This window comes from Acidiplasma aeolicum (genome assembly GCF_001402945.1).
GTDB classification, from domain to species: Archaea; Thermoplasmatota; Thermoplasmata; order Thermoplasmatales; family Thermoplasmataceae; genus Acidiplasma; species Acidiplasma aeolicum.
Genome location: NZ_LKBG01000275.1, coordinates 1 through 23,097 on the forward strand (window position 1 = coordinate 1; position 23,097 = coordinate 23,097).

26 protein-coding genes are annotated in these 23,097 nt (G+C 33.9%); 9 read left to right on the top strand and 17 right to left on the bottom strand.

All coding sequences use genetic code 11. The features are described 5' to 3' along the window. The first annotated feature begins 543 nt into the window (after positions 1-543). Complete coding sequence (locus AOG54_RS08515) at positions 544-1,221, top strand: DUF4145 domain-containing protein (RefSeq protein ID WP_048100834.1); 678 nt, start codon at positions 544-546, stop codon at positions 1,219-1,221. 2 nt (positions 1,222-1,223) lie between these two features. On the opposite strand, the gene AOG54_RS08520 is transcribed toward AOG54_RS08515, so the two are convergent. Then, the gene (locus AOG54_RS08520) at positions 1,224-2,489 is read right to left on the bottom strand and encodes a site-specific integrase (protein ID WP_054963760.1); all 1,266 of its coding nucleotides are present in this window, start codon (positions 2,487-2,489) and stop codon (positions 1,224-1,226) included. A 274-nt stretch (positions 2,490-2,763) separates the two neighbouring features. Here AOG54_RS08520 and AOG54_RS08525 point away from each other — a divergent pair, with 274 nt between their 5' ends. After that, positions 2,764-3,867, top strand: a complete 1,104-nt coding sequence (locus AOG54_RS08525; RefSeq protein WP_048100832.1) for an OFA family MFS transporter — start codon at positions 2,764-2,766, stop codon at positions 3,865-3,867. Positions 3,868-4,048: 181 nt separating this feature from the next. Here AOG54_RS08525 and AOG54_RS08530 read toward each other — a convergent pair whose 3' ends face one another. The 4 genes from AOG54_RS08530 to AOG54_RS08545 form a co-directional block, all read right to left on the bottom strand. Further along, positions 4,049-4,948 (bottom strand): inorganic phosphate transporter, encoded by a 900-nt coding sequence (locus tag AOG54_RS08530; protein WP_048100831.1) that lies wholly within the window; start codon positions 4,946-4,948, stop codon positions 4,049-4,051. Beyond that, entirely contained in the window at positions 4,945-5,625 is a 681-nt protein-coding gene (locus AOG54_RS08535) for a DUF47 family protein (protein WP_048100830.1), read from the bottom strand. Before AOG54_RS08535 ends, AOG54_RS08530 begins: the two co-directional genes overlap by 4 nt. Positions 5,626-5,670: 45 nt before the next feature. Further along, a complete protein-coding gene (locus tag AOG54_RS08540; protein WP_231563383.1) occupies positions 5,671-7,335 on the bottom strand; it encodes a B12-binding domain-containing radical SAM protein in 1,665 nt (554 codons plus the stop codon). A 104-nt stretch (positions 7,336-7,439) separates the two neighbouring features. Next, positions 7,440-7,979, bottom strand: coding sequence for a GNAT family N-acetyltransferase (locus tag AOG54_RS08545; RefSeq protein ID WP_055032617.1), 540 nt, complete (start codon positions 7,977-7,979; stop codon positions 7,440-7,442). 58 nt (positions 7,980-8,037) lie between these two features. Between AOG54_RS08545 and rnhB the strand changes: the two genes are divergently transcribed. Both rnhB and AOG54_RS08555 read left to right on the top strand, forming a co-directional pair. Further along, entirely contained in the window at positions 8,038-8,640 is a 603-nt protein-coding gene (gene rnhB, locus AOG54_RS08550) for a ribonuclease HII (protein ID WP_054963796.1), read from the top strand. Between the two features lie 72 nt (positions 8,641-8,712). After that, complete coding sequence (locus tag AOG54_RS08555; RefSeq protein ID WP_054963797.1) at positions 8,713-9,372, top strand: glycosyltransferase family 2 protein; 660 nt, start codon at positions 8,713-8,715, stop codon at positions 9,370-9,372. On the opposite strand, the gene AOG54_RS08560 is transcribed toward AOG54_RS08555, so the two are convergent. The 4 genes from AOG54_RS08560 to AOG54_RS08575 all read right to left on the bottom strand — a co-directional run bounded on the left by AOG54_RS08560 (position 9,369) and on the right by AOG54_RS08575 (position 13,216). Beyond that, positions 9,369-10,625, bottom strand: coding sequence for an MFS transporter (locus tag AOG54_RS08560; RefSeq protein WP_269082267.1), 1,257 nt, complete (start codon positions 10,623-10,625; stop codon positions 9,369-9,371). The genes AOG54_RS08555 and AOG54_RS08560 overlap by 4 nt on opposite strands. A 143-nt stretch (positions 10,626-10,768) precedes the next feature. Beyond that, entirely contained in the window at positions 10,769-11,440 is a 672-nt protein-coding gene (gene fsa, locus AOG54_RS08565) for a fructose-6-phosphate aldolase (protein WP_048100825.1), read from the bottom strand. Beyond that, positions 11,437-12,390, bottom strand: a complete 954-nt coding sequence (locus AOG54_RS08570; protein WP_054963954.1) for a transketolase family protein — start codon at positions 12,388-12,390, stop codon at positions 11,437-11,439. Before AOG54_RS08570 ends, fsa begins: the two co-directional genes overlap by 4 nt. Before the next feature lies 1 nt (position 12,391). Beyond that, a complete protein-coding gene (locus tag AOG54_RS08575; protein WP_048100823.1) occupies positions 12,392-13,216 on the bottom strand; it encodes a transketolase in 825 nt (274 codons plus the stop codon). Positions 13,217-13,320: 104 nt separating this feature from the next. Between AOG54_RS08575 and AOG54_RS08580 the strand changes: the two genes are divergently transcribed. Both AOG54_RS08580 and cobS read left to right on the top strand, forming a co-directional pair. Then, a complete protein-coding gene (locus AOG54_RS08580; RefSeq protein ID WP_048100822.1) occupies positions 13,321-13,833 on the top strand; it encodes a gamma carbonic anhydrase family protein in 513 nt (170 codons plus the stop codon). Continuing rightward, entirely contained in the window at positions 13,826-14,578 is a 753-nt protein-coding gene (gene cobS / locus AOG54_RS08585) for an adenosylcobinamide-GDP ribazoletransferase (protein WP_054964123.1), read from the top strand. Before AOG54_RS08580 ends, cobS begins: the two co-directional genes overlap by 8 nt. Here cobS and AOG54_RS08590 read toward each other — a convergent pair. Together AOG54_RS08590 and AOG54_RS08595 are read right to left on the bottom strand one after the other, a co-directional pair. Then, the gene (locus AOG54_RS08590) at positions 14,567-14,950 is read right to left on the bottom strand and encodes a hypothetical protein (protein WP_048100820.1); all 384 of its coding nucleotides are present in this window, start codon (positions 14,948-14,950) and stop codon (positions 14,567-14,569) included. The two genes, cobS and AOG54_RS08590, sit on opposite strands and share 12 nt — an antisense overlap. 416 nt (positions 14,951-15,366) lie before the next feature. Further along, complete coding sequence (locus AOG54_RS08595; protein ID WP_054964124.1) at positions 15,367-16,791, bottom strand: MFS transporter; 1,425 nt, start codon at positions 16,789-16,791, stop codon at positions 15,367-15,369. Between the two features lie 199 nt (positions 16,792-16,990). Between AOG54_RS08595 and AOG54_RS08600 the strand changes: the two genes are divergently transcribed. After that, a complete protein-coding gene (locus tag AOG54_RS08600) occupies positions 16,991-17,767 on the top strand; it encodes an enoyl-CoA hydratase-related protein (RefSeq protein WP_054964356.1) in 777 nt (258 codons plus the stop codon). Between the two features lie 181 nt (positions 17,768-17,948). Here the strand turns inward: AOG54_RS08600 and AOG54_RS08605 are convergent, their stop codons facing one another. Further along, complete coding sequence (locus AOG54_RS08605) at positions 17,949-18,287, bottom strand: carboxymuconolactone decarboxylase family protein (RefSeq protein WP_048100817.1); 339 nt, start codon at positions 18,285-18,287, stop codon at positions 17,949-17,951. Positions 18,288-18,350: 63 nt separating this feature from the next. After that, positions 18,351-18,575, bottom strand: a complete 225-nt coding sequence (locus tag AOG54_RS08610) for a hypothetical protein (protein ID WP_048100816.1) — start codon at positions 18,573-18,575, stop codon at positions 18,351-18,353. A 117-nt stretch (positions 18,576-18,692) separates the two neighbouring features. Between AOG54_RS08610 and AOG54_RS08615 the strand changes: the two genes are divergently transcribed. Together AOG54_RS08615 and AOG54_RS08620 are read left to right on the top strand one after the other, a co-directional pair. Then, positions 18,693-19,193, top strand: a complete 501-nt coding sequence (locus AOG54_RS08615; protein ID WP_048100815.1) for an ArsR family transcriptional regulator — start codon at positions 18,693-18,695, stop codon at positions 19,191-19,193. A gap of 78 nt (positions 19,194-19,271) precedes the next feature. After that, positions 19,272-20,345 (top strand): tRNA (cytidine(56)-2'-O)-methyltransferase, encoded by a 1,074-nt coding sequence (locus AOG54_RS08620; RefSeq protein ID WP_048100814.1) that lies wholly within the window; start codon positions 19,272-19,274, stop codon positions 20,343-20,345. Between the two features lie 6 nt (positions 20,346-20,351). On the opposite strand, the gene AOG54_RS08625 is transcribed toward AOG54_RS08620, so the two are convergent. The 4 genes from AOG54_RS08625 to AOG54_RS08640 form a co-directional block, all read right to left on the bottom strand. Continuing rightward, a complete protein-coding gene (locus AOG54_RS08625; protein WP_048100813.1) occupies positions 20,352-21,140 on the bottom strand; it encodes a glycosyltransferase in 789 nt (262 codons plus the stop codon). 8 nt (positions 21,141-21,148) lie between these two features. Beyond that, complete coding sequence (locus tag AOG54_RS08630; RefSeq protein WP_048100812.1) at positions 21,149-21,334, bottom strand: hypothetical protein; 186 nt, start codon at positions 21,332-21,334, stop codon at positions 21,149-21,151. A 21-nt stretch (positions 21,335-21,355) separates the two neighbouring features. Beyond that, positions 21,356-22,042, bottom strand: a complete 687-nt coding sequence (locus AOG54_RS08635) for a hypothetical protein (protein WP_048100811.1) — start codon at positions 22,040-22,042, stop codon at positions 21,356-21,358. A gap of 67 nt (positions 22,043-22,109) precedes the next feature. Further along, on the bottom strand, positions 22,110-22,931 hold the full coding sequence (locus AOG54_RS08640) for a TatD family hydrolase (RefSeq protein WP_048100810.1): 822 nt from the start codon (positions 22,929-22,931) through the stop codon (positions 22,110-22,112). Positions 22,932-23,097: the final 166 nt, after the last annotated feature.

Consider the following 23,097-nt stretch of genomic DNA (forward strand, 5'->3'; position numbering starts at 1 on the left):
GCCCATATTCTTCCAGGCATTTTACATTACCCACCTTTGTATATTTATATAAATCATTCGTTATATATCTCTTTAGATGTGTTTAAGTTTAAACTATTCATAACCAACATAATATTAATATAAAAATATGTCAGACTTTTATTGTGAGATAATTGGCTGTAAGGCCATCCAAAGATGGGGATGGGGAGGTAATCCCTCTTACCTATCATGGAATTTTTTTTAACTCTTAAGCGGGAAGTTACTTTCTATACTTAATGAGATGAACGCTAGGACGATAACTTACAAGGGCAGTTGTTAACATGGGTAACAGAAATCATACCTGTAACATATTTCAATGTTTAAAACCCCCTTATAACCTATCTAAATTTCACAAATAATGCCATATATTCAGATCGTTTCTAGGCGTCATTTCATGTGGGCTGGTACTTAAAATATGCTTTATTGGTTATAAACCATCTGAAATAGAGCATAGGCCAATTTCTTCAATTTTAGGTTACATGAAGTTGCAGTTAACCTTATTAGCAAATACATAATATAATAAACATGGTAGATTACATTCCTCCAAAGTTTAACGAAAATGCTTTCAATTGCCCACATTGTGGAGTTTATGCCCATCAGGAATGGTTTTCTGGTGTCGGCTATGGAAATCTTGCCCGTCAATATATGGGTGATATTGTTGACGTTGTAGGTATCAAGGGGGAACTTGCTGGAATGAGTGTGTCTGTATGCTCACATTGCCATAAGGAAGTTATTTGGCTTAATGAAAACATCTTATTGCCAAGAAATTTGCCAGTCCCCCCGCCACCTGAGGGCACACCATTAGAAGTAAAAAATATCTATATAGAAGCAGGGAAGGTTCTTAACGATTCACCAAGAGCATCTGGGGCGTTAATGAGGTTAGCCCTTGAATTATTACTTCGGAATATTAAGAACAATAACTTACCGTTAGATGACAATATCAAGAAATTAGTAGAATCAGGCATTCCTGAACAACTTACAAAGGCACTTTCAATACTTAGAGTAAATGGCAACGATATAATGCATACTGGTGAAATTAAAATTTTAGAAAATAAGGATGATGTGCTGTATTTATTCAATATCTTCAATATGATTGTCGAAGACCTTATTACATGGCCTAAAAAACTTAATGAATTTTACAAAAAAATACCTGAGTCAAAGCGAAAGGAAATTGAAAAGAATCCAAGTAAGGATAGGAATTGATATCAACTCTTATTCATTTCATTCCTGAATTTGTTTAACAATTCTGGATCCTTTAATATTTCCTCCAAGACATTCTCAATTAATTTAGACTTAAATGATTCGGGTGCATTCTCTATCATCTTCTTTGCCATTCCTGGTATTATATTAGATTTCTCTATTTTATCCTCTATTTCTTTTTCCTTGCTCTCATATTCTAAGGCCAGTTTCTCATCTAATGGAAGCCAGCAGTTATGGCAGTATTTGGCATCCTCTGGATTCAATGCATTGCACCTCGGGCATTTCTTCGGCATTGGCTCTATTATTTTATTCTCATCTATTTTAATGCCATAGGCCTTTAAAATTGCATTGTCCTGGTCCCTCATTGATAAATGTATATATGTCCTGGTCTGCCTTGACCCGTGAACCCATCCCATCTGTGATTCCAATGGTGCCTCTGCAACCTTTGATGCCAGAATTGTTGCCCTGGTATGCCTGAATAGATGCGGATATATCCTTCTTTTTATTCCAGACCTTCTCTTTGCCTTCAATATCATGGACCTGACCTCATCATAGCCCATCCTCTCATTGTTTTTCATTATGAAAAGCCATGAATCAGGATCCTTTAATGGATGGTCATTCAGGTACTCTTTTAGATAATATATTGAATTGCCTATAATCCTGACCTCCCTAAATCCTGTTTTTCCTGTAACAGATATAATTGCACCATAATCATCGAATCTTAAATCCTTTATCCTCATTGTAAGCAATTCAGAGATCCTGCATCCAGAATCATACAACAATGATATTAACGCCCTGTCCCTTGAATTCCTGCAACCATTTATTAATTTTATTTCCTCATCTTTGGTAATTAATGATTCGGGCTTTATTTCATGTGATGGATGGGAATTAAATTTAATCCATTCAACGCATTCTGGATATATTTTATTATTTCCAAGAAGCCATTTATAGAACTTTTTTAATGTTACATAGTATGATTCTATTGAATTATCTGATGGCCTATGCTCATCAGATCCACCCCATTTAACCCTGGAATTCATTATATTCGATATTACCATTTTAATATCCTTTTTATCAGGGTTTAAAAACCTGTCATTAAGCATTAAGGCTATTTTCCTTAACCTTATTATATAGGCATATTTCCTGCCGTCAGATATTCCTGAAAATGTTAAGTCATCTATGAATTCCTTTATTTTCTCCTTTGATTCTTTGTTTATTTTTATGCTATCAATTTTCTTGATCTCTCTTTGAAGGTAAAATGTATAATCCATATATGATAAAATGCATCGGATCAATATAATGATTTGCATGTGCATTGAGTATTTTACTGTATGCACGTCCTCTGCATGATTATGACTATTCTATGTATAATTAAATATGCTCTGTTTTTATTGTATAATATCTAATGGTTGGTTTTCAAAAAATGAGAATGTTCTCATTTTTAATATTATTATTTTTTAAATTTGATAATTTAAAAAAACTTTTATTTTATAATAAAATAACATTACAGTGAGAAGGGGATTTTTAGCGATTGGAATTATAGTCATGTCGTTTAACTCATTATACCAGTATTCATGGAATGTTTTTGAGCCACTTCTTAAAACTGGATTTAATGTCAGTATTGTTTATATTCAGGTGGCGTTTACACTCTTTGCCATATTCTCCACCGGGTTTCAGGGCATTGGCGGATACTTTGCCGATAAAAATGGCCCCAGAAATATTGGAATAATATCTGCAATACTTTCTGCAGTGGGATTTATTGGAACCTCACTTATAAATAATATCTTTTTATTTTATTTATTATGGTCTCTTGGAAGTATAGGTGAGGGTATTTTATATGGCATCTCAACAAACCTTGCAGTTAAATGGTTTAAGGGGAAGCGCGGTTTTGCTGTGGGATTTGTTTCTCTTGGTTTTGGCATGGGAGCAGCAGTAGCAAATATATTTATAGCAAAGGCAGTAACCTTCAGAACCCCAATGCTAATTATAGGAATTGCTGAGATTGTAATACTTCCATTGTTAATGTCAATTGCAAAGTATCCGGAATCTAAAGAATTAAGCGGTGAGAAAACATCCAAAAATTTGAGGAATAAAAAATTCTGGATTTTGTATGTATCATTTATACTTGGTGGTGTACCCCTTTTAGTAATATCCGCATCCTTTGGGTATATTGGAAAAAATCTTCCTTTATATGAGTTTACACTTCTGGTTTCCCTATTTCCACTGCTAAGTGGCATAAGCAGGCCCATACTTGGTTATATTTCAGATTATATCGGCAGAATTAAGTCGGTTTTTATTATAGATATATTTTTAACCGCCGGATCTATATTTTTGATTTTAAAAATATATGCAATATCAATAATACTCATTGGTTTCTTCGGAGGCTCAATGATATCAATGTATTTTTCACTTGTTGGCGATATATTTGGATCAAGATTTTCAACGGCCAATAACGGGGTTTTTTATACAGGTAAGGCAATTTCAGGTTTTATTGGCAGTACATTATTTGCTGCAATCTTTATATTATACCGCGATAAGTCATTCTATTTTGTATTAATTTCGAGTTTATTTGCGATTTTATTCTTAATATTATCAATGAGAAAAGAAAATAAAGGTTATAGATCGGGACAACAACAGGAGGTCAAATAAATAAATCGCTTAATATTAAGCATATGATTTTTTATAAATGTGCCTGTGCACGTTTTATGGAATTTATGCCCATGAAAATTTCTGTGGCTGAATATAAAATAAACCTGTGTGCAATTATAAGCATTGTCAATAATCCTGAATGCTTATTACCCTGGCATGAGGGGACTAAAAATTAGATGGATCATACCAGATATCCAAGAAGGAGACCAAGAAGCGGTGAAACAATCCACGTGATTATAATTATGAAGAATGACTTCATGTAAATACCCTTAAATTTGTATGAGATTCCAACCCCAAAAACGCTTGATGTCAGCGTCTGTGTGTTTGATAATGGAATTGAAAAAATGGTTGCTATTTCAACCAGTGCAGAGGATACAACAAGGGAAACAAGGGCATTTGAATATCGCATAAGATACATTTCCTCACCAACCCTTTTTATAACACCACGGCTTAAAAAAAAGCTGCCCAAAAATATGGCCACCGCCATTATAATTACTGTAATAAGATTGAAACCCTCAACGTTTGCTATGAAGCCTAATGTATTTGCACCAAGTGTAAATGCTGTTAAAAATGAGGAGATTATTATTAAAATCTTGAGTGTGGCCGCCACCCGCCAAACATTCTTATAATCCCTGTCAAAAATAGATTTCTCGGTAATATATGAAACTATTATTGATAATACCGGTGCAAGTATCCAGAACATAATCATTAAAATTACAAAATTGTAATTTACTGAGTAATCAATTCTTAGATCTATGCCTATTGCTGTTCCTGCAAGTGCCATTGTCAATGATAACGGTGCCCTACCGATGGTTGCAAGGAAAAATATTATGAACGATACCAGAAATGCATATGAAATATAAAAGTATGAATGCGGAATCAATGAAATTGCCGCACCTTTAAGAAATCTGCCCTCAAGCGCCAGACCAGCAAAAAATCCCAAAGAACCAATCAGTGTTCCATAAAACCTTGAGACGATTCTTGACCCTATTAATGTGCCAACAGCCGCTGAGAGATTATTACCTGAAACAAGAAGGGTTAGCAAAAATGTGAGTATTAATGAAATTATTAAAAAAATCAAGATGTCACCGATAACATTATGGTAAATACAAGATCTGATATATCCTCACAGTCATCCAAAAGATCATCCAGTTTGTGTGCAAGGGTATTTAAATGTTCAAAGACCAGATATGAAATTTTATTTGAATTTTTATATATGTAATCGATTATTGAATCCTTTATTTCGTCCACATTCTCCTCTATCTTTTCAATGTTTTTCCTATCCTCACGCATCCTTGATAGGTCCGTCTCATTTAATATGTTTTTGACATACCCCAGTGCCTCCTCATTATTGTTTAATATTGATATGAATTTGTTATATGAAAAATCCACAATATTTCTTTCATCCTTGTTAAGTTCATAGTTTTTGTTGAATCTGTTTATTTCCCTGCTTGAGTAGTACATCTTATCAAGGATGTCATCACATTTTTCTATTAAGGCAAGCATGTTATCCATCAGGCTTGAGCTTATTGCCCCGCTTGTAACCTCATGCCTGAAGTTAATATTCATTTCATCCCCCTCCTTTTCCTTGTCCCTTATAAAATTATTGTACTTATCAATATCAACTGGTGCATTTTTCAGCATTAAAATTAAATTCTGTGTACTTTCAATACCTATTTCAGGGAACCTTGATAACCTTGAAAGAAGGCTTTTTTCTCCAACAACAAGAAGTCTTTTTAAAAAATTATAATTAACCATGACAAATTAATTAAAAAGTATTATATATATTTTATAAAAAATTTATTATGCCCTGCTCATATTGCTTAATGACGTGATCTCTGAGATGTTTTCAATTCCGTACCTTTTTACCTTTTCAATGTCCACGCCATTCTTTCTGGCAATCTTTTCAACAACCTTTAGCATCAGTTCCCCACCGGCTGAAATTATTGTGCCTGTTCCAACCCTGGCTATTGGGTTCCCATGCGTGTTTCTGAATCCATCCCTTATTGCCATTTTTGCAAGATGCCTGTATGATGCGTAGTATACACCAAGCTGTACAGGGTTCAACATTGTGCTTAAGTCTCTGGATTTAATCCTTCCCAGGGGTACATTAACCAGCGGTGTAACTGTAAACTCAAATGGCCTGCCATCGACATATGAATTGCTTAGCCTGTTAATCATTGCTATTGAATCCCAGTTATCCTCATCGGTTTCCTGCTCCTGCCCAACCTGTATTGTGAATGCAGACCTCCAGTAATACTTTGTTTCGTTGTAAACACCCTCCCAAACTATTTCTGAGAAGGATCCATCTGGACCAATCCTTAATGGCATGGTCTTATTGGGCATATGCTTTAATGCAAGTGCATCACTGCCTGTTTCAACACCGGTCTGTATGCCTATCCAGTTGTCAGGGCCTGCCCTTATAACCTCGCTTATTTTTCTTATTAAATCAGGGTATGCTGCAGGTATCGATATTCTTCCATGCGTTGGGTTTGTTGTTTCAATGCCCTTTATATTCATTATCATTTTAAACATATCAAGAAGTGCATCCTCATTTGGTGTGAACATTTTCTCATGCTTGTATTCGAATATCTCATCTGTATGAAGCCAGGCATTGGTAAATCCACCCTTAACGTTAACCTCAATCTCTCTTTTTATTTTATCCAGTGGATAATACCTTAATGGCCTTAATGTAACCTCACAGAAATCGCAACCAACACCACAACCCCTCATTATTTCTACCATTCCCTTCATTGAAGGCCTGACTATATCAGGTATGTCCTCAAGTGATGGATATGCCCTTTCCGCAAAGCCACGTGCTATAAAGAGGTCATCATTCTTTAGAACCTTTCTGAATTTATCATCATAGGTCATATAGCCCTGGAAGAACATTTTTTTATCTATATTGCCCTCGGATATCTGTCTGAAAAGCTCTGATACGGTATCATCCATTTCTCCCTGAACTATGTAGTCAAAATGGTATTTTTCTATCTCATCCCTTAATATTGTGAATTCCCAGACACCGGGACCGCCAACAACAAGCTTTGCCTTCTTCCCCTGTCTGACCTTATTTACCTTTTCAAGAAGGGCGTCCCATTCCCTCCTTACCCATGAATCCAGCCCGCCACCAAACAGAGCTGTGTATGACATTGTTGTTGGACCTATTCCAAGAGGATCCATTGTTGTAATTCCTATTATTTCCGTATCATCGGTAATAAAATTGGCAAGGTAATCCTCATGGGCCACTGCTACGTCCTTTCTTGGATTGTCCCTTAGAAGGGCGGCCTCTATTTTTCTAAGTGCATATGGGGCATATTTAAGCTCCCCATTGGGCAGCGCTTCTGGTGCTGGACCCTTTAAAAATCTGTAAATTTTCCCCGGTATTTTATTTCCGGGTGCACATGGCAAAAAATCTAACAATGGGAAATTTCGGTATTCATATGCAAGTGTACTATCCGAGATCAACACATATTTTGTCATATAGTGAATCTTATATTTATATGGTTAATAAACGTTTTCATGTCAGACATTTTTAAAATTAACAAATATATAATAATAATTATTAAAATATTTCAATATAGTATTTTATTAAAAATATATGCCGAATAATAGATGTTTTTAAAGAAAAATGCATCCTTTTCAATTCCAGAAATTTCAAAGCGATTTTTAAGAAGAACATTAATTGATGGTATATTATTAACCAAAACTTTTGTGTAAAGGGTGTGCATGCCAAAATATGTTTTGGCCACATTTGAAACAAGGCCGACTGCGGAGGTTGCAATTCCCCGGTTTCTATATTTTTTGCCGATCCAATACCCAATATGAGCCCTGTTATTTAAATAATCAATATCCTTTAGGCCAATAACACCGGCTATCCTCCCATTAAAATATATATAAAGATCTAGCGAAAATATTTCACCACCCATTTCCCTTTCCTGGTCTATAAAAAATAATGCATCCTCCTCTGTATAAGGATATGGAAAGCTGTGGCTCATTAAATTAAACCCAAGATCCTTTTCATTGGCCATTTCAACAAAGTCATGCAAAGAATTAATGTCAAAATTATTGGTTATGAATACATTATTATCCAAAAAAAATTCAAATTTTTCCATGCAATTCCATAATAAATGGTTATAAATAATTTTTTTAGGCATGTTGACATTATAATAAATGGATTGTGGTATAGACGAGGCAGGCCGTGGTCCTGTTATAGGCCCAATGGTTATGGCCATTTTATGTTCTGATGAATCGATTAAAAGTCTTGGTGTCAGGGATTCAAAACAGCTTTCACCATTTCAAAGAAATAAATTATTCAAAGATTTAAAAAATATGGAAAATAATTATGTGATTATACAGCCATATGAAATAGATAATTACGTTAAAAAAAATCAGTTGAATATCCTTGAATTAAAATATGCCATTTATTTAATTGACTCTGTTAAATGTGAGAATATTTATGTTGATGCCTTCGATGTAAATGAGATAAGGCTTGAAGATGAGCTTAAAAGAAGAACCGGAAAAAATATTACATGCAGGCATAAGGCGGATTCAATATACCCTGTTGTATCAGGTGCTTCCATAATAGCCAAGGTTATTAGGGACTCAGAAATAGAAAAACTCCATAAAATATACGGTAACTTTGGATCTGGATATCCTTCAGATCCAAGAACCATAAATTTTCTAAAAAACGCAATCGAAAATCACATGGATATTGATGGTATAGTAAGGAAGGAGTGGAAAACATATAAAAATTTATTAAATAAAAAACTTTAGCCATTTGATTGATACTTTTATAAATATAATGTATACATAAAAATAATTATAATACTAATACCTTTAGATTTAATGAAGGTATCTGCAGTTATTCCCACAATCAACGAGGAAAAATCAATTGGCAATGTTATTGATGGCCTGAAATGTATTGATGGCATAGAAATAATAGTTGTGGATACCAATTCAACCGATAAAACAAGGGAAATAGCTGCATCTAAAGGGGCGAGGGTGATAGAGGAACATAGAAAGGGTTATGGGCGGGCATATAAAACAGGCATTAAGGCGGCCTCGGGTGATATTATAGTATGCCTTGACGGTGATAATACATATCCAACAGACATTATAAAGCCATTAATAGACATTTTAATCCTGGATAAGGTTAATTTTATTTCCTGTGATAGGATGACGCTTAGAACGCAGCATAGCTATACGTCACTGCATTTCATAGGTAATTTGGTACTTAACTTTACCCTTGCTGTTCTTTTCAAATTTCATTTAAACGATTCACAGAGTGGCATGTGGATATTTTATAAGTCATTTTATAATAAAATGAATAATTTAAGTGATTACATGGCATTTTCAGAGGATATCAAAATTGAGGCTTTAAAGCATGGAAAATTAATAGAGGTGCCAATATTATATGGCCAAAGAATAACAAAGCCAAAGCTTAAAACATGGCGCGATGGGTTTAAAAATCTGTTTCATTTAATTATAAAAAGAATACAGAATTAAACCTGTAATGTTTTCTTTCTTGATATTATTTCAGTATCAGGGGGTTTTGTTTTTTTAATTATTAATAGTCCTGAGGTAACAATGATGGCGGCAATGAAAAAATCCGCCGGATATCCTATATCAAATGCGATAAAGCCAGAAATTCCAGATCCGATAATCTGTCCAATGCCATTAAATGAATTGTACAGGCCTATAACCCTTCCACGAATAACCGGATCCGACATGTTTGATATACTGGTTACCTCACTTAAACCAATAAAACTCCAGATGCCACCCATAATTCCATAAACCAGAATAAACAGAGTCAGATATAATATACTGTTAATTACAAAGAATGATACAATTCCCATTAAAATAAAAATAAAAATACGTATTAATACTGAATATGAAAGCATTTTATTTGATCCAACATAATTAATATACCTGCTTGCAGGTATATATGTGCTTGCTGACATAAGGCTGTTTAGGAGATACATTATGTAAACATCTGCATTGGTTGCATTGAATTCACGGATCATGAATACAGGGTAGGGTATAAAAAACATCTGGAAACCAATCATAAAAATAAGCGCGGTTATTAGGTAATTTTTCAAAAATCTTGGAACCTTATAACCAGCAGACCTTTCAGGTATGTGCAGTATATGTGTTGGAAAATATCTGATTCTTTCTATAACCCTTACAGTATATAAATACCAGAGCCTTTCCCTCTTTAAATTTGTCTTTCCCTCCTTTAGGAAAAATAATGATACAATACCTGAAATTAGATATGCAAAGGCTGCAATAACATAAAGATACTTTATAATGGATGTGCCAAAACCTGTATCATAAAATAATACAAATACGCCTATGCCAAGGCCTATTACAGTACCCACCGCGCTGTAACTGTTAAACCTTGCCATTATTTTTGACCACAATGATTTCTCTGAGTTTTCCAGAATTAATAGTGTTGAAACCGGCACAGATGCCATTGCTATTAGCTGAAATATAACAAGCATTAAAACATATTCTGGTATGCTTTTAACCATAAAGACAATTAACAATGATAGGAATGAGCCAAAAAATCCAATTAAAATAAAAATTTTCCTTTTTTTAAATTTATCAGACAGATCTCCCCACATTATAAGTGCCGGTACAGATGCCATGGATGATATTGATGTCACAAGCCCAACAAAAACCACATTGCTGTGCAGGTAAACAACAATAAAAAGCGGTATTAACGGCATTGTGAGGCCTGCGCCTATATTTGAAAATATGTAACCAAGAAACCATTTATTATCCGTGCAATCACTTAAATTCCCTTAAGTGCTTTGATATATATTTATTTTATTGCTAAACCATTTCAGATAATTATAATATAAAAATGCAACTTTAATATTAAATTAAAATTTATTAATGATTATAACGGTAGAGACCCATCAGGTGCTACTTTCTTCCAGTCATCAAGAAATCTGGATAGACCCTCATCAGTCTTTGGATGCATTGCCAGTTTCTTAATTACATCAAACGGTATTGTTATTGCATCAGCGCCTATTAATGCTGCACGGAGTACATGAACTGGATTTCTAACAGATGCAACAAGAATTTCCGTTTTAAACCCATAATTGGAAAATACTGTTTTAATCTGGTTTATAATTGACATACCGTCCTCAGCAATATCATCAAGGCGCCCAACAAATGGCGAGACATAGGCTGCGCCGTTCCTGGCTGCAAGAAGGGCCTGAACTGTATTAAAAATCAGGGTTGTATTTACCGGTATATTTTTTTGCCTGAGAATCTTCATTGCCTTTAAACCCTCAAGTGTCATTGGTATTTTTATGACCGCATTGGAGCCGAGGTTATGCAATTTAACTGCCTGCTCAACCATATCCTCAGATTTTGTGCCAACAACCTCAAGGCTGACAGGTCCATTCACTGTTTTAAGTATTTCAGATGCAATATCAATAAATTTTTTGCCATCCTTCTGGGCCTTTGATATCAGTGTGGGATTTGTTGTTACACCATCTATCAGACCGTAATCATTTGCCTCCCTAATCTCATTTATATCCGCAGTATCTATAAAGATCTTCATTTAAATTCCTCCCTGTAAAAATTTTCTGTTATTTTTTCGATATCGCTTATTCCTATATGAAAGTAATCAAACAGTTCCATACCCTTTCCGCTCTTACCAAAAATATCTGGCATGCCTATTCTTTTAACCGGAACCGGATATTCCTCTGAAACAATTTCAGAGACCCTTGAACCAAGGCCGTTATATATTGAGTGCTCCTCCGCCGTAACTATTTTCCCTGTATCCCTTGCCGCCTTAATTATTGCATCCCTGTCTATTGGTTTTATGGATGACATATTTATAACCCTGGCATCGATATTCTTTGATTTTAAAGCCTCGGCAGCCTTTAATGCAAATGATACCATTATGCCATAGGCCATAATTGTTATATCATTTCCATCCCTAAATGTAACTGATTTTCCCTCCTTGAATTCATAGGATTCTTCGTTTAATACTGGAAATTTTTCCCTTGTTAATCTAACATAATAGGGGTTCTTCTTTTTGACTGCAAGATAATCAATAACCCTCCTGGTTTCTATGGAATCAACAGGGACAATAACCTTCATATTTGGAAGGCCTGACATTATACCAACATCCTCAAGAATCTGGTGTGTTGGGCCATCCTCACCAAGTGATATGCCGGCATGTGTGACCACAAAATTAACAGGAACCTCGTTGTAACATACAGACTGCCTTATTACATTATAGGTATTGCTCAGAAAAACAGCAAATGTGGATGCAAAAACTGTTTTGCCCGCGAGTGATAAACCTGCAGCAGCTGTTACCATGGACTGTTCTGCTATGCCCATGTTGTAAAATCTTTCCGGAAATTTTTTTCCGAATATATCTGTTTTTGTTGAACTTGAGAGGTCTGCATCAAGAACCACTATATCACGATTTTTCTCGCCCAGTGCGGCGAGCTCCTCGCCGTATGCTTCCCTTAAACTTTCCAATATTTCTGTTTTCTGCATATTACATTGCCTCTATATCATTTAATGCCCTAATATATTCCTCTTCATTTTTGGGTGGTGCCCCATGGTATTTAGGATTATTTTCCATATAGCTAACGCCCTTTCCCTTAACCGTATTTGCCACGATCATGGTTGGCCTGTTTTTTACAGATTTTGCGGTTTCTATGGCATTTATTATCTCATTGAAATCGTGGCCGTTAATTATGATTGTATTCCATCCAAATGCCCTGGCCTTTTCAGATATATCACCAAGCGGCATAATATTTTCAGTGAAACCATCCAGCTGTATCATATTTCTATCAACTATAGCAGTTAGATTATCAAGATGGTATTTGGATGCTGCGAGCATGGATTCCCATATATTTCCCTCCTCCATCTCGCCATCGCCAAGGATTGCATAGATCCTCTTTGGGTTGTGATCAAGTTTTGCAGCCAGTGCAAATCCAATTGCAACACCAAGCCCCTGACCCAGTGAGCCTGTTGATGATTCCACACCGGGTATGCCACGATGGACATGCCCCTCCAAATCTGAATTTTTATTTCTGAATCCAGAGAGAAGATCTTCAGAAAAGTATCCACGAAGTGATAATACGGCATAAAGCGCCGGAGATGCATGCCCCTTGCTCATTACAAGTATGTCCCTGTTTGGGTCTGATGGGTTTTTCGGGTCTATGTTCATCTCCTTAAAATATAAAACTGTAAGCACATCTGTAATGCTTAATGATCCTCCAGGATGTCCACTCTTGGCAGTGTAGACCATTTCAATTATTTTCTTTCTTACCTCCTTGGCAAGAGGTTTTAAATCATTTAATGAATATGCTTCCATCTTATGTCAATATAATATATATTAAAGATTTAAATATCTTTCTTTATATCAGTTACTATAAAATTTAAAATAAAAACTTATTTATTAACATTATATTACTTTCTATGATTAAGAAGGGAAGAAATCTTTATATTGCGGATACCGCAGTAATTATTGGTGATGTCACTCTTGGGGATAATGTTACCATTATGGATTCTGCGGTTATTAGAGGCGATGAAAATTCAATAATTATAGGTGATAATTCCAATGTTCAGGACAACGCTACAATTCATGTGAATAACACATACGGCGTCAGAATTGGTAAAAATGTTTCCGTGGGGCACAATGCTGTGGTTCATGGTGCTGTTGTTGATGACAATGTAATTATAGGCATGGGGGCCATAATTTTAAATAATGCACATATTAAAAAAGGCTCGGTGGTGGCTGCAGGAACAGTTGTCCTTGAAAATTTCGAATCCGAGGAGAATTCCCTGATAACTGGAATTCCAGGAAGTGTTAAAAAAATAGACCCAAAATATGGTGAAATGGCATACAAAAATTCTCTTGAATATTTAAAACTGAATCAGCAGTACAGGTCTGGAACATTTGAGAGAATTAAAGGAAACGGAAATGAATAAAATCTTAAATGGATTTATCTCTGCAATATCGTTTTTTACTGTAATCCCCTTTAAGGGCAGTTACGAAATAAATTATTATACAGTATTATTTATAAGTGCAGTCGGAATTATAACAGGAGCTATAGCGGGCATAATTTTTTATCTTATAAGCAACTATAGCAGTTTAATAGCTGCAGCATTTTCCATTTCATTTATTTTATTAATATATGGATTTAATCACCTGGATGCACTTGCAGATTTTGGTGATTCACTAATGGCACGTGGAAACGCAGAAAAACGGCAGCAGGTAATAAAGGACAGGTACACAGGATCAGGAGGTTTTGGACTTGTATTTGTAATATATTTAATGAGCGTGGCATTATTGTCATATTTTCATGGTTACTATGGTTTTCTTGCAATAATTTACGCTGAGGTATCCTCAAGATTTATAATGGTTTTTTCTCTTTATAAAACCAAAGCTTTTGGAAGCGGCCTCGGGAAAACGTTTACCTCGATAATTTCTGATAATAAGATTATAATAATAATTAATTTATTACCTGTTTTAATAATTTCAATATTTGATGTTTATTATATTTTGGCCTTTGTTATAGTTTTTTTAATTATGCATCTATTAAAAAGACAGATAATAAATCTATATGATGGCATAAATGGTGATATAGCAGGCAGCCTTGGAGAAATGGGCAGGTTTTTAATGTATTTCATGCTGTTTATATTTTTAATTTTAAAGATAAAACTAATGCTTTAACTTTAATTTGCTTGAGATAAGCTGATCATATTTAATTGTATATTTAATTTTCTTATTCCTAATTTCATGGGCAACCTTTTCTGTTATTTCCTCTATTTCTTCAGAGGGGGTATTCCTGTAAATTGTTAGCTCGGTTCTGTTCTGCGGAAAAATCATCCTAAATTTTGAATTCTCCCTTCTGTAACCAAATGGCTTTTTATTTTTTCTGATCTCTTCCATGTTAAGCTCCAGAAGAATATCATCGAACTGCTTTTCCTCTGCATTGACCTTAGATTCACTTTCAACTATATCCCAGATGTCTGGAAAATATTTTTCAAGGTCTTTCCATTGAAAACCTTCCTCAAAAATTATATGCCCACTGTAATTTTTCACATTATGTTATTAATATATAATACATTAATTTTTCTTATTATTTGGACCCATATTGGGTATGATTGATGAAAAAATTCCATTTAACTAGAGATTTATTATAAATTTCTTATAATAATTATTCGTTATTATGCTATACCAATTCTTAATGTTATTTAAAACCATTTATAATATTCCTTCAAACTATTATGATTATTATTACAATAATGCTGATAATATTCTATAATTTCTGTATATTCCAAGCATGGAAAATTGTGAAGATATATTTCAAGCTTCTGGAAAATTCAAAAATTTAATATTTTTATTAGGCTAATCAAAATGTGTTTATTATAATTATATTCAAAATACGTGGTCATCCATATATAATACCTGCATGCAAAAAATATTACAATAATTCTGATATTTAACAATAAATAAATTTATGTTTTAGCCATGGTTTCAATTGCTTTTCTTTCCTCTCTTCCACGGGAAAATGATAGAATTGCACCGATCAAGGTTATCACCATTGAAACGTATAATGAATAATGTATTCCTGCCATGAAGGATAATGATACACCACCAACAAGCTTGCCAACCCCTGCAAACACCTCAAACGCAACACTTCTGGGTACACTTAAGCTTGCTATGGATATTGATATCACAAAGCTGCCAAGCATACCTATATTGGCTAAGGTTCGTAAAAATCCAGATGACATGCCGTAAAGCTCCTTAGGCGAATTTGCCATTACTGCACTGTTATTTGCAGGATAAAACATTGATGAACCAGTCCCTGTAATTGCAGATGCAATTAGTATCATATAAAGTGAGGAATTTACAGTTAATGTTGTATAAATTAGAATGGACACAGCCATCATTAGAAGTCCTACAGTTGCCGGTATTCTTGAGCCTATCCGATCTGCAAGCTTTCCGAAATATGGTCCCAAAACGCTGCCTATTAAATATCCGGGGAGCAATAATAATGCGCTGTCAAACGGTGTTAACCCGCGTATCCCCTGCAGGTACATTATAATTATAAAAACAACAGCCAGAAATCCCAAACTCTGGAAAAATGATGCAAACAATGAATATGACAAAATCTTAATTCTAAATACCTTTAATGGCAATAAAGGTTTTTTAACCCTTGTTTCTATATATATCATGAACATTACCATAACTATGCCAATACCGATTAAAACCATATTAAATGTTCTTATTCCATATGTTGATATATCCACTGCGGCATATGATATAAGTATTAAGGCAGAACCAAGGGATGCCATTCCAGGAAGATCGAGCTTATTACTTACAGGTTCACTCCTGTTAATGTATTTAATTCCATAATATATGGCAAATATTCCTATCGGGACATTTATATAAAATATATATCTCCAACCAATAAAAGTTGTGATTATTCCACCAAGAACAATTCCAAGCATTGCACCTGCATTATATCCCACTGATGTATATCCATAAACCCTGCCACGTTTATTCGGCTGAAAGTTATCCGCTATAATTGCCCCACTGTTTGACTGCACCATGGCAGTTCCAATTCCCTGTATTAGCCTAAAGGATATTAGTTCATCAATATTTGCTGATGCTCCGCATAGTGCAGAACCTATTGTAAATATAGAAATTCCTAAAATAAAAATATTTTTTCTTGCAATAATGTCCCCAAGCCTTCCAAGCTGTGTTGTTCCAACTGCAATTACAAGTAAATAAATTAAAATAATCCATATTGAGGCTGATAACTCTGTTTTTAAATTATCGGTTATTGTTGGAAGTGCAAGCAGTACAATTGTGGAATCAACTGCCCCCATAAGAACTGCAAGTAGAAGTGAAATAATCAGCCGGGAATATTTATCCATAATTAAAAAATATATTATAGTATTAAAATATTTAGTAATAAACAGATATGATAAAGTTCTAAGATTATTTTAGAATATATTTTCTAAGTTTTTCCCTGTTTTTAGAATTTGTAAAATTATTTTTAAATAGCAGCAGATACTAAAAGATGATATTATAATTTTTATAAAAAATTTATATAATATTTAATATTATATAATTATGGAAGCCACAGAGGGAAAAATAGAGGTTAAAATGGAAGATGATATAGAAATTATAAATATTGAAAATGAGGGAAAAAGGAATGCCTTATCAAAAAATGTATTAATTTTGCTTTACAATGAATTAAATAATGTTTCAAAGAATAAAAATATAAAAGTTATAATAATAAGATCAAATGGTCCTGTTTTCAGTTCTGGACACGATTTAAATGAAATACTTGCCGATACGGGAGAAGTTATGGATTTATTTAATGTATGTGGAAATATGATGAAGTTAATAAGGAAAATACCGCAAATAGTTATTGCATCTGTCCAGGGCATTGCAACGGCTGCAGGATGTCAGCTTGTTGCGGCATGTGATCTCGCAATATGTTCTGAATCTGCAAAATTTGCAACTCCAGGTATACAGGAGGGTTTATTCTGCAGCACCCCATCTGTTTATACAACGAGAAACATACCTTTAAAAAAAGCCACAGAGCTATTATTCACCGCCAATTATTTAAGTTCTGAAGAGGCTTTAATGTATGGTTTGGTAAATAGAATTGCAAAAGATGAGGATTTATATAAGGAAACAATAAAATTTGCAAAGGAAATAACAAGGTTTGATTTTAATGTAATAGCACTTGGAAAAAATGAACTGTACAAACAACTAGAAATGAATGCAGAAAATGCCTTGGATTTTGCAACAAATGTAATAGTTTATAACAGTACAATGAAAGAAGCGAAAGAGGGAATTAACAATTTTTTACATAGGAGAAAAAAAGAGAATCATATTTAAATAATTAAAATGGTAAATTATGCCGCTGTGAATATTATAATATTAATATGCATAAGCAATAAAATTAAATGTTGAAAAAATAGATACATGTAAGAATTCATTTCAGTACACTACAAAATTATAATGATTGCAGAATATTAGAGCGTTAAAAAATAGGTCAATCAAAATAATAAAGTGAAATTTATTCTGGAAGGAACGCATTAATGGCATCCACAAGGCTGTTCATTTCCATAAGCGCCTGTGAACCATACATTAAGGTTGTTATATATCCCACTTCCATTAGCTCCTTCCTGGTTGCACCGGCCTTAATTGCATTGTTAACATGATAAGATATGCACCATTCACATCTTGCTGCCATGCCGAGGGATAATGCAATAAATTCTTTTGTTTTTTGATCCAGTACACTGTTATCCATTGTTGCTGACATAAAACCAAAGAAGGCATTCTGGAATTTTGAATTATCCTTTCCGGTCTCTGCCATTATTCTGTTAACCTCATTTAATTTTTGTTTTGCATCCATAATAACTCATTACTGCATTTAAATAAAAGATAATAATGTTGCTATTTGTGCATTTTTTGCACCTTATTTAATCCTAAGGCAGTAAAACCTCTGCCTTGTGTCGGAAAGGCATGTTGTGATATCTATCAGACCATATTTATTAAGCGATTTGACGGAATAAAGGATGGTTCTTCTTGAAAGACCTGTTAGTTCCATAAGCTGGCACAATCTGGCAACCTTAATTTCCTCAAGAATTTTATATATCAATTTCGCTGATGGAGATAGTTCCGTAATAATGCCAGATTCCATAAAACAAAATTTTAATTTCAATTAATTATATTTTGTAGTTAACTTATTGACAAATTTATATTAATAAAATTTGGTGACTTTAGAAATTATTATATCTGTTTCTGTAATATCAAAAGAATGGTAAATAGGATAAAGGTTGTGAATGACGTTGGGGAACTGGTAACAATATTCCATGCAGCTGATACCGACGTTAAGAGAAAACTTTTACTTGATTTATCCACCGGATGGATTACAATGCCTCAAATAGATGAAAAATATGGCGTTGAGGGAAAAAAGGCACTGCTTTACCTTGATAAGATTAAAATGGTGGAAAGTCAATGGATAACTGGTGATAAGGGACCAGAAAAAGCGTATCATACATATTATACCAATATACAGATAAATTTGATAGGTTCCATGCCAGATCTGGCTGATATAATATATGCAACAACATTAACCGAGAAAGAGCTTGAGGATTATGAAAATAAAATCAAGGCAATGATGGTTGATGGAGGGGTCTTTATCGGAACAGCCTCTGAAAATCTTAACATATCACAAACACTATTAAAGGGAATAATAAACAGATCCAGTGTTTTATATCTAAAGGGATACAGAATAGAAATGGAAAATAATGTTTAAAAATGAATTTAATTTATGCCTGTTTTATGTGAATTCAGATATGGAAATTATATTGGATATTTATAGAGTGTGATATAAATGGAATCAGAACATCACGGTTCTATTACAGTACTTAGGATAGGGCACAGGCCATTCAGGGATAAAAGGATAACAACCCATGTATCACTGGTTGCAAGGGCATTTGGTGCAGATAGAATAGTAATAGATGAAAAGGATGAACTCCTTGAGGAAAACATCAACAACGTTGTTTCAAGATTCGGTGGGGATTTTAAAATAAATTCTGGTGTTAACTGGAAAAAATATTTTAGAGATTTTAATGGGATTAGGTTAAATCTATCAATGTATGGTATTAATGTTGATGACAAAATAGAGGAGATAAGGGAAAAAACAAAAAACAGGGATATGATAGTTCTTGTTGGTGCAGAAAAAGTACCAATTGATGCATATTTAATTGCAGATTATAATATTGCCATAGCAAATCAGCCACATAGCGAGGTATCGGCCCTTGCCATCTTCCTTGACAGGTATTTTAACGGTAAGGAACTGCACAAGAATTTCAATGGAAAGCTTAATATTGTACCAATGGAACATGGTAAAATGGTAAAATATATACCAGATGAAAAGGAGGCTCTTCAGATCCTGTATGATAATAACGCCAGTGATAGGATAATAAGGCACGTAAAGAAGGTTTATGAACTTGCCATGGCCATATCAGGGTATACAAATGCAGACAGACGCCTTGTTGCAGCAGGATCATTACTTCATGACATAGGCAGAACAAAAACTAATGGTATCGACCATGCAGTTATTGGTGCACAGATTTTAAGGGATAAGAATATAGATGATAGAATTATTAACATTGTTGAACACCACACAGGTGCCGGGATTACCGCAGCAGAGGCTAAAAATCTGGGAATTCCAGAAAAGGATTACATTCCTGAAACTATTGAAGAAAAGATTGTGGCACAGGCAGATAATCTTGTTGCCAGTGACAGAATTATAAGCCTTGATAGGGTAATTCAAAATTATCATGAAAAGGGACTTTATGAAGCTGCCGAAAGAATAAAAATGCTTAATGATGAGCTATCAAAAATATGTGGAAGGGACATAGATGAAATTGCACGTGATGTTGATGATGCTGAAAAACAATAGTCTTAATTATTCACTGGCACTGTATTGAATTCCATTTATTTTTATCCTTCCATAAATATAACCTGATAGACCTGCCAGATTCCTTAAAAAATATATAGGGTTAATAATATTTTTTATTTCACTAAAATATTCCGCCCTTATATTTTTATGTTTGAATGAAAGCTGTGCCCTTCCATAACCATTCCAGTACGCCTGATTTATAAATCCTAGAAGGGTATCCCTGGCCTTATTATAAACAATACATTCCCTGCAGAATGCCCATCTTGCACCCGATTCAACCGCCCGTATATTTAAGTCAATATCCTCTGCAGTAATAAAACTCTGGTCGAAACCGCCCATCTTTAAAAAAAAATCCCTTGAATAGGTTAAATTTGCTGATGGGTGTGTAACCTCTATACCGTTATGATAAATTTTTAACCTTTCAGTACGGTACCATTTATTTCCGGAAGTGATTATGGTACCTGCAATTACATCGTATTTATATTTATACTTTCTAATATTTTTAATCCAGTCGGGAGAAGCTGTGGCATCGGCATCTATAAATGATACGTAATCATACCTTGCAGATTCAACACCTATATTTCTTCCACCGCCCCTGGAGGATCTGGCCTCTATTAATTTTATATTCTCAATTTTTTTTTCGTAGCTTCTTATTATATCTGCTGTGGAATCAATGCTATTGGAGTCAACAACAATTATTTCATAGGGTCTTTCCTGAATTATAAGTGAGTCCAGCAGGGCCCCTATGTTTCTTTCCTCGTTCAGGGTTGTAATTACTATAGATATTCCGTCCATGATATAAATTACCAGTCCATTCTCTGTGTTTCCCTTTCCTTCTTAGTATTTTTCTTGTATTCTTTATAATGTGCCTTGCATAAATGGTATTTTGTTTTATCCTCCTTAAATGAAAAAACCTTTCTGGCAAGGTCTGCAGGAACTGTCTGAAAGCTCTTTTCATTACAACCAGCAACATCACATATTTTTTCCATAAGGTATGATTTAAATAATATTTATAATGTTTCCTTTTTTTCAATGTTAATATATGAAAGCGCACCCCTTTTATGCAGAATTTCCGCAAATGTTTTGTTCAGGTATAAAATATCATTTTTATGCAGGTAATAATCACCATCAGGCTGGGCTATTGGGGGCAGATTTTCAAGTATTCTAACCAGTAGCAATTCATCCTTATTGCTTTTATTAACAACCGGGTTTTCAATTTTTTTGGCCTCTTCAATATTGTTTATGCCTTGTACCGGTTCCTCCTTATTAATAATTTCTTCCTCGGGTTTCTCTGTTTCTGACTCCCTGAACCTTTTTACATCTGCAAAATCTCGATAATAATCTCTGAGTTTTAATGATATTTCATTTATAATATTTTTTTCCTCCGGTGTCATGTTTTCTGTTATATCATCAGTAATGTCATAAACGGAATACCTTGCAATTTTCTCAAATCTAACCTGGAAAAATGCCCTGAAATTTTTCTTTAAATCATCTATTAATTTCGTTATCTCCATATATTTTTTAATGTCTGTATCCGCCAGAACTGAGTTTTTTTCATCCTCAAGCTCCAAAAGAATTTCATGTATATCCTTATAAAAATTTGGATTGATTTTATTTAATTTTTTCATTTTTCTCTCAGAGAAGAGGTTTGATTTTAATTCCTCAAGTATTTTATCATATTTGCTTATATTAATCATAACACTTAGTGTAATTATATTCTATTAAAATATTTACTGATTTTTATTTTATATAATTCTCATGGCATTATTCAAGAAAGAAATCTTTTTTATAGAATTTATATGGTATTTCATTGAAAATTCTAAATAATATATCCTCATAATTATCATAAATATTTTTAATCATTTCTGCCCTTTTGGGCACAGAGTATGGAGGTATAACCTTATCTGGCTTTTCAATCTGATCTGTATAATCCGACTCTAAAAGGAAATCTTTTTTTGATTCAACACCAGCCCTTGTATTCTGCCTTGAGGCAACAAGGGATTTTAGAATGCTATTATCAATGGAGAGGTCCTGGGGGTTTGCATGGTGCTTTAACACCCTGTCTGTTCTATAATATTTTCTGGCCAAATTTTCCAGTTTTTTATATTTATTCTGATCCATATCCTCGGTGTGCATTATTAATGGTATATCATAATCCCTGCATTTCTCCATGGCATATATCAGAATTTTTTCAGAATCCTCATAAATATAATTATCCACGTTAAAATGCGGGTACCCAATTTCACCCAGTGCATCTGCCTTACCATCATTTATCAATTTAACAGCAATATCAATACCGTTCTTCATTTCATCCACTGGATTCAGTTCTTTTTGCTGGAAATGGAGATAATCTGCGGGATATGGACCAAGTGTTATTATAATATTAATACCAAGATTCCTTATACTTTTTCCAACCCTTAAAGTTTTTTCATACAAATCAATATAATGATTTTTGCCATACGTACCCTCAGGGAAATTTACAAGGTTAAATGATGCCCCACCTGCATTTTTAAAGCTCTTAACAGCCTCCAGAAAATGGCCCTCAGGTCTGATATGCATAAAATTATCGAAGGGTGACACATGCATGAATTGATTATTAAAAGCCACTATTTTTTATTTTCAATATATTTGATTTTAAATAAGTTTTATTTCTTTCAGTCAAAATTTAAATAAATCATTGAAATATATAATAAGCATCATTATAATGGTGTCGCGGGAAATATAAGAAAAACTTATAATTGATTAAAATAAT

Coding starts and splice junctions, on each gene's coding strand:
- AOG54_RS08515 (WP_048100834.1), top strand. CDS start 544: ATGGTAGATTACATTCCTCCAAAGTTTAACGAAAATGCTTTCAATTGC.
- AOG54_RS08520 (WP_054963760.1), bottom strand. CDS start 2,489: ATGGATTATACATTTTACCTTCAAAGAGAGATCAAGAAAATTGATAGC.
- AOG54_RS08525 (WP_048100832.1), top strand. CDS start 2,764: ATGTCGTTTAACTCATTATACCAGTATTCATGGAATGTTTTTGAGCCA.
- AOG54_RS08535 (WP_048100830.1), bottom strand. CDS start 5,625: ATGGTTAATTATAATTTTTTAAAAAGACTTCTTGTTGTTGGAGAAAAA.
- AOG54_RS08545 (WP_055032617.1), bottom strand. CDS start 7,979: ATGGAAAAATTTGAATTTTTTTTGGATAATAATGTATTCATAACCAAT.
- rnhB (WP_054963796.1), top strand. CDS start 8,038: ATGGATTGTGGTATAGACGAGGCAGGCCGTGGTCCTGTTATAGGCCCA.
- AOG54_RS08555 (WP_054963797.1), top strand. CDS start 8,713: ATGAAGGTATCTGCAGTTATTCCCACAATCAACGAGGAAAAATCAATT.
- fsa (WP_048100825.1), bottom strand. CDS start 11,440: ATGAAGATCTTTATAGATACTGCGGATATAAATGAGATTAGGGAGGCA.
- AOG54_RS08570 (WP_054963954.1), bottom strand. CDS start 12,390: ATGCAGAAAACAGAAATATTGGAAAGTTTAAGGGAAGCATACGGCGAG.
- AOG54_RS08575 (WP_048100823.1), bottom strand. CDS start 13,216: ATGGAAGCATATTCATTAAATGATTTAAAACCTCTTGCCAAGGAGGTA.
- AOG54_RS08580 (WP_048100822.1), top strand. CDS start 13,321: ATGATTAAGAAGGGAAGAAATCTTTATATTGCGGATACCGCAGTAATT.
- cobS (WP_054964123.1), top strand. CDS start 13,826: ATGAATAAAATCTTAAATGGATTTATCTCTGCAATATCGTTTTTTACT.
- AOG54_RS08595 (WP_054964124.1), bottom strand. CDS start 16,791: ATGGATAAATATTCCCGGCTGATTATTTCACTTCTACTTGCAGTTCTT.
- AOG54_RS08600 (WP_054964356.1), top strand. CDS start 16,991: ATGGAAGCCACAGAGGGAAAAATAGAGGTTAAAATGGAAGATGATATA.
- AOG54_RS08605 (WP_048100817.1), bottom strand. CDS start 18,287: ATGGATGCAAAACAAAAATTAAATGAGGTTAACAGAATAATGGCAGAG.
- AOG54_RS08610 (WP_048100816.1), bottom strand. CDS start 18,575: ATGGAATCTGGCATTATTACGGAACTATCTCCATCAGCGAAATTGATA.
- AOG54_RS08615 (WP_048100815.1), top strand. CDS start 18,693: ATGGTAAATAGGATAAAGGTTGTGAATGACGTTGGGGAACTGGTAACA.
- AOG54_RS08620 (WP_048100814.1), top strand. CDS start 19,272: ATGGAATCAGAACATCACGGTTCTATTACAGTACTTAGGATAGGGCAC.
- AOG54_RS08625 (WP_048100813.1), bottom strand. CDS start 21,140: ATGGACGGAATATCTATAGTAATTACAACCCTGAACGAGGAAAGAAAC.
- AOG54_RS08630 (WP_048100812.1), bottom strand. CDS start 21,334: ATGGAAAAAATATGTGATGTTGCTGGTTGTAATGAAAAGAGCTTTCAG.
- AOG54_RS08635 (WP_048100811.1), bottom strand. CDS start 22,042: ATGATTAATATAAGCAAATATGATAAAATACTTGAGGAATTAAAATCA.
- AOG54_RS08640 (WP_048100810.1), bottom strand. CDS start 22,931: ATGCATGTGTCACCCTTCGATAATTTTATGCATATCAGACCTGAGGGC.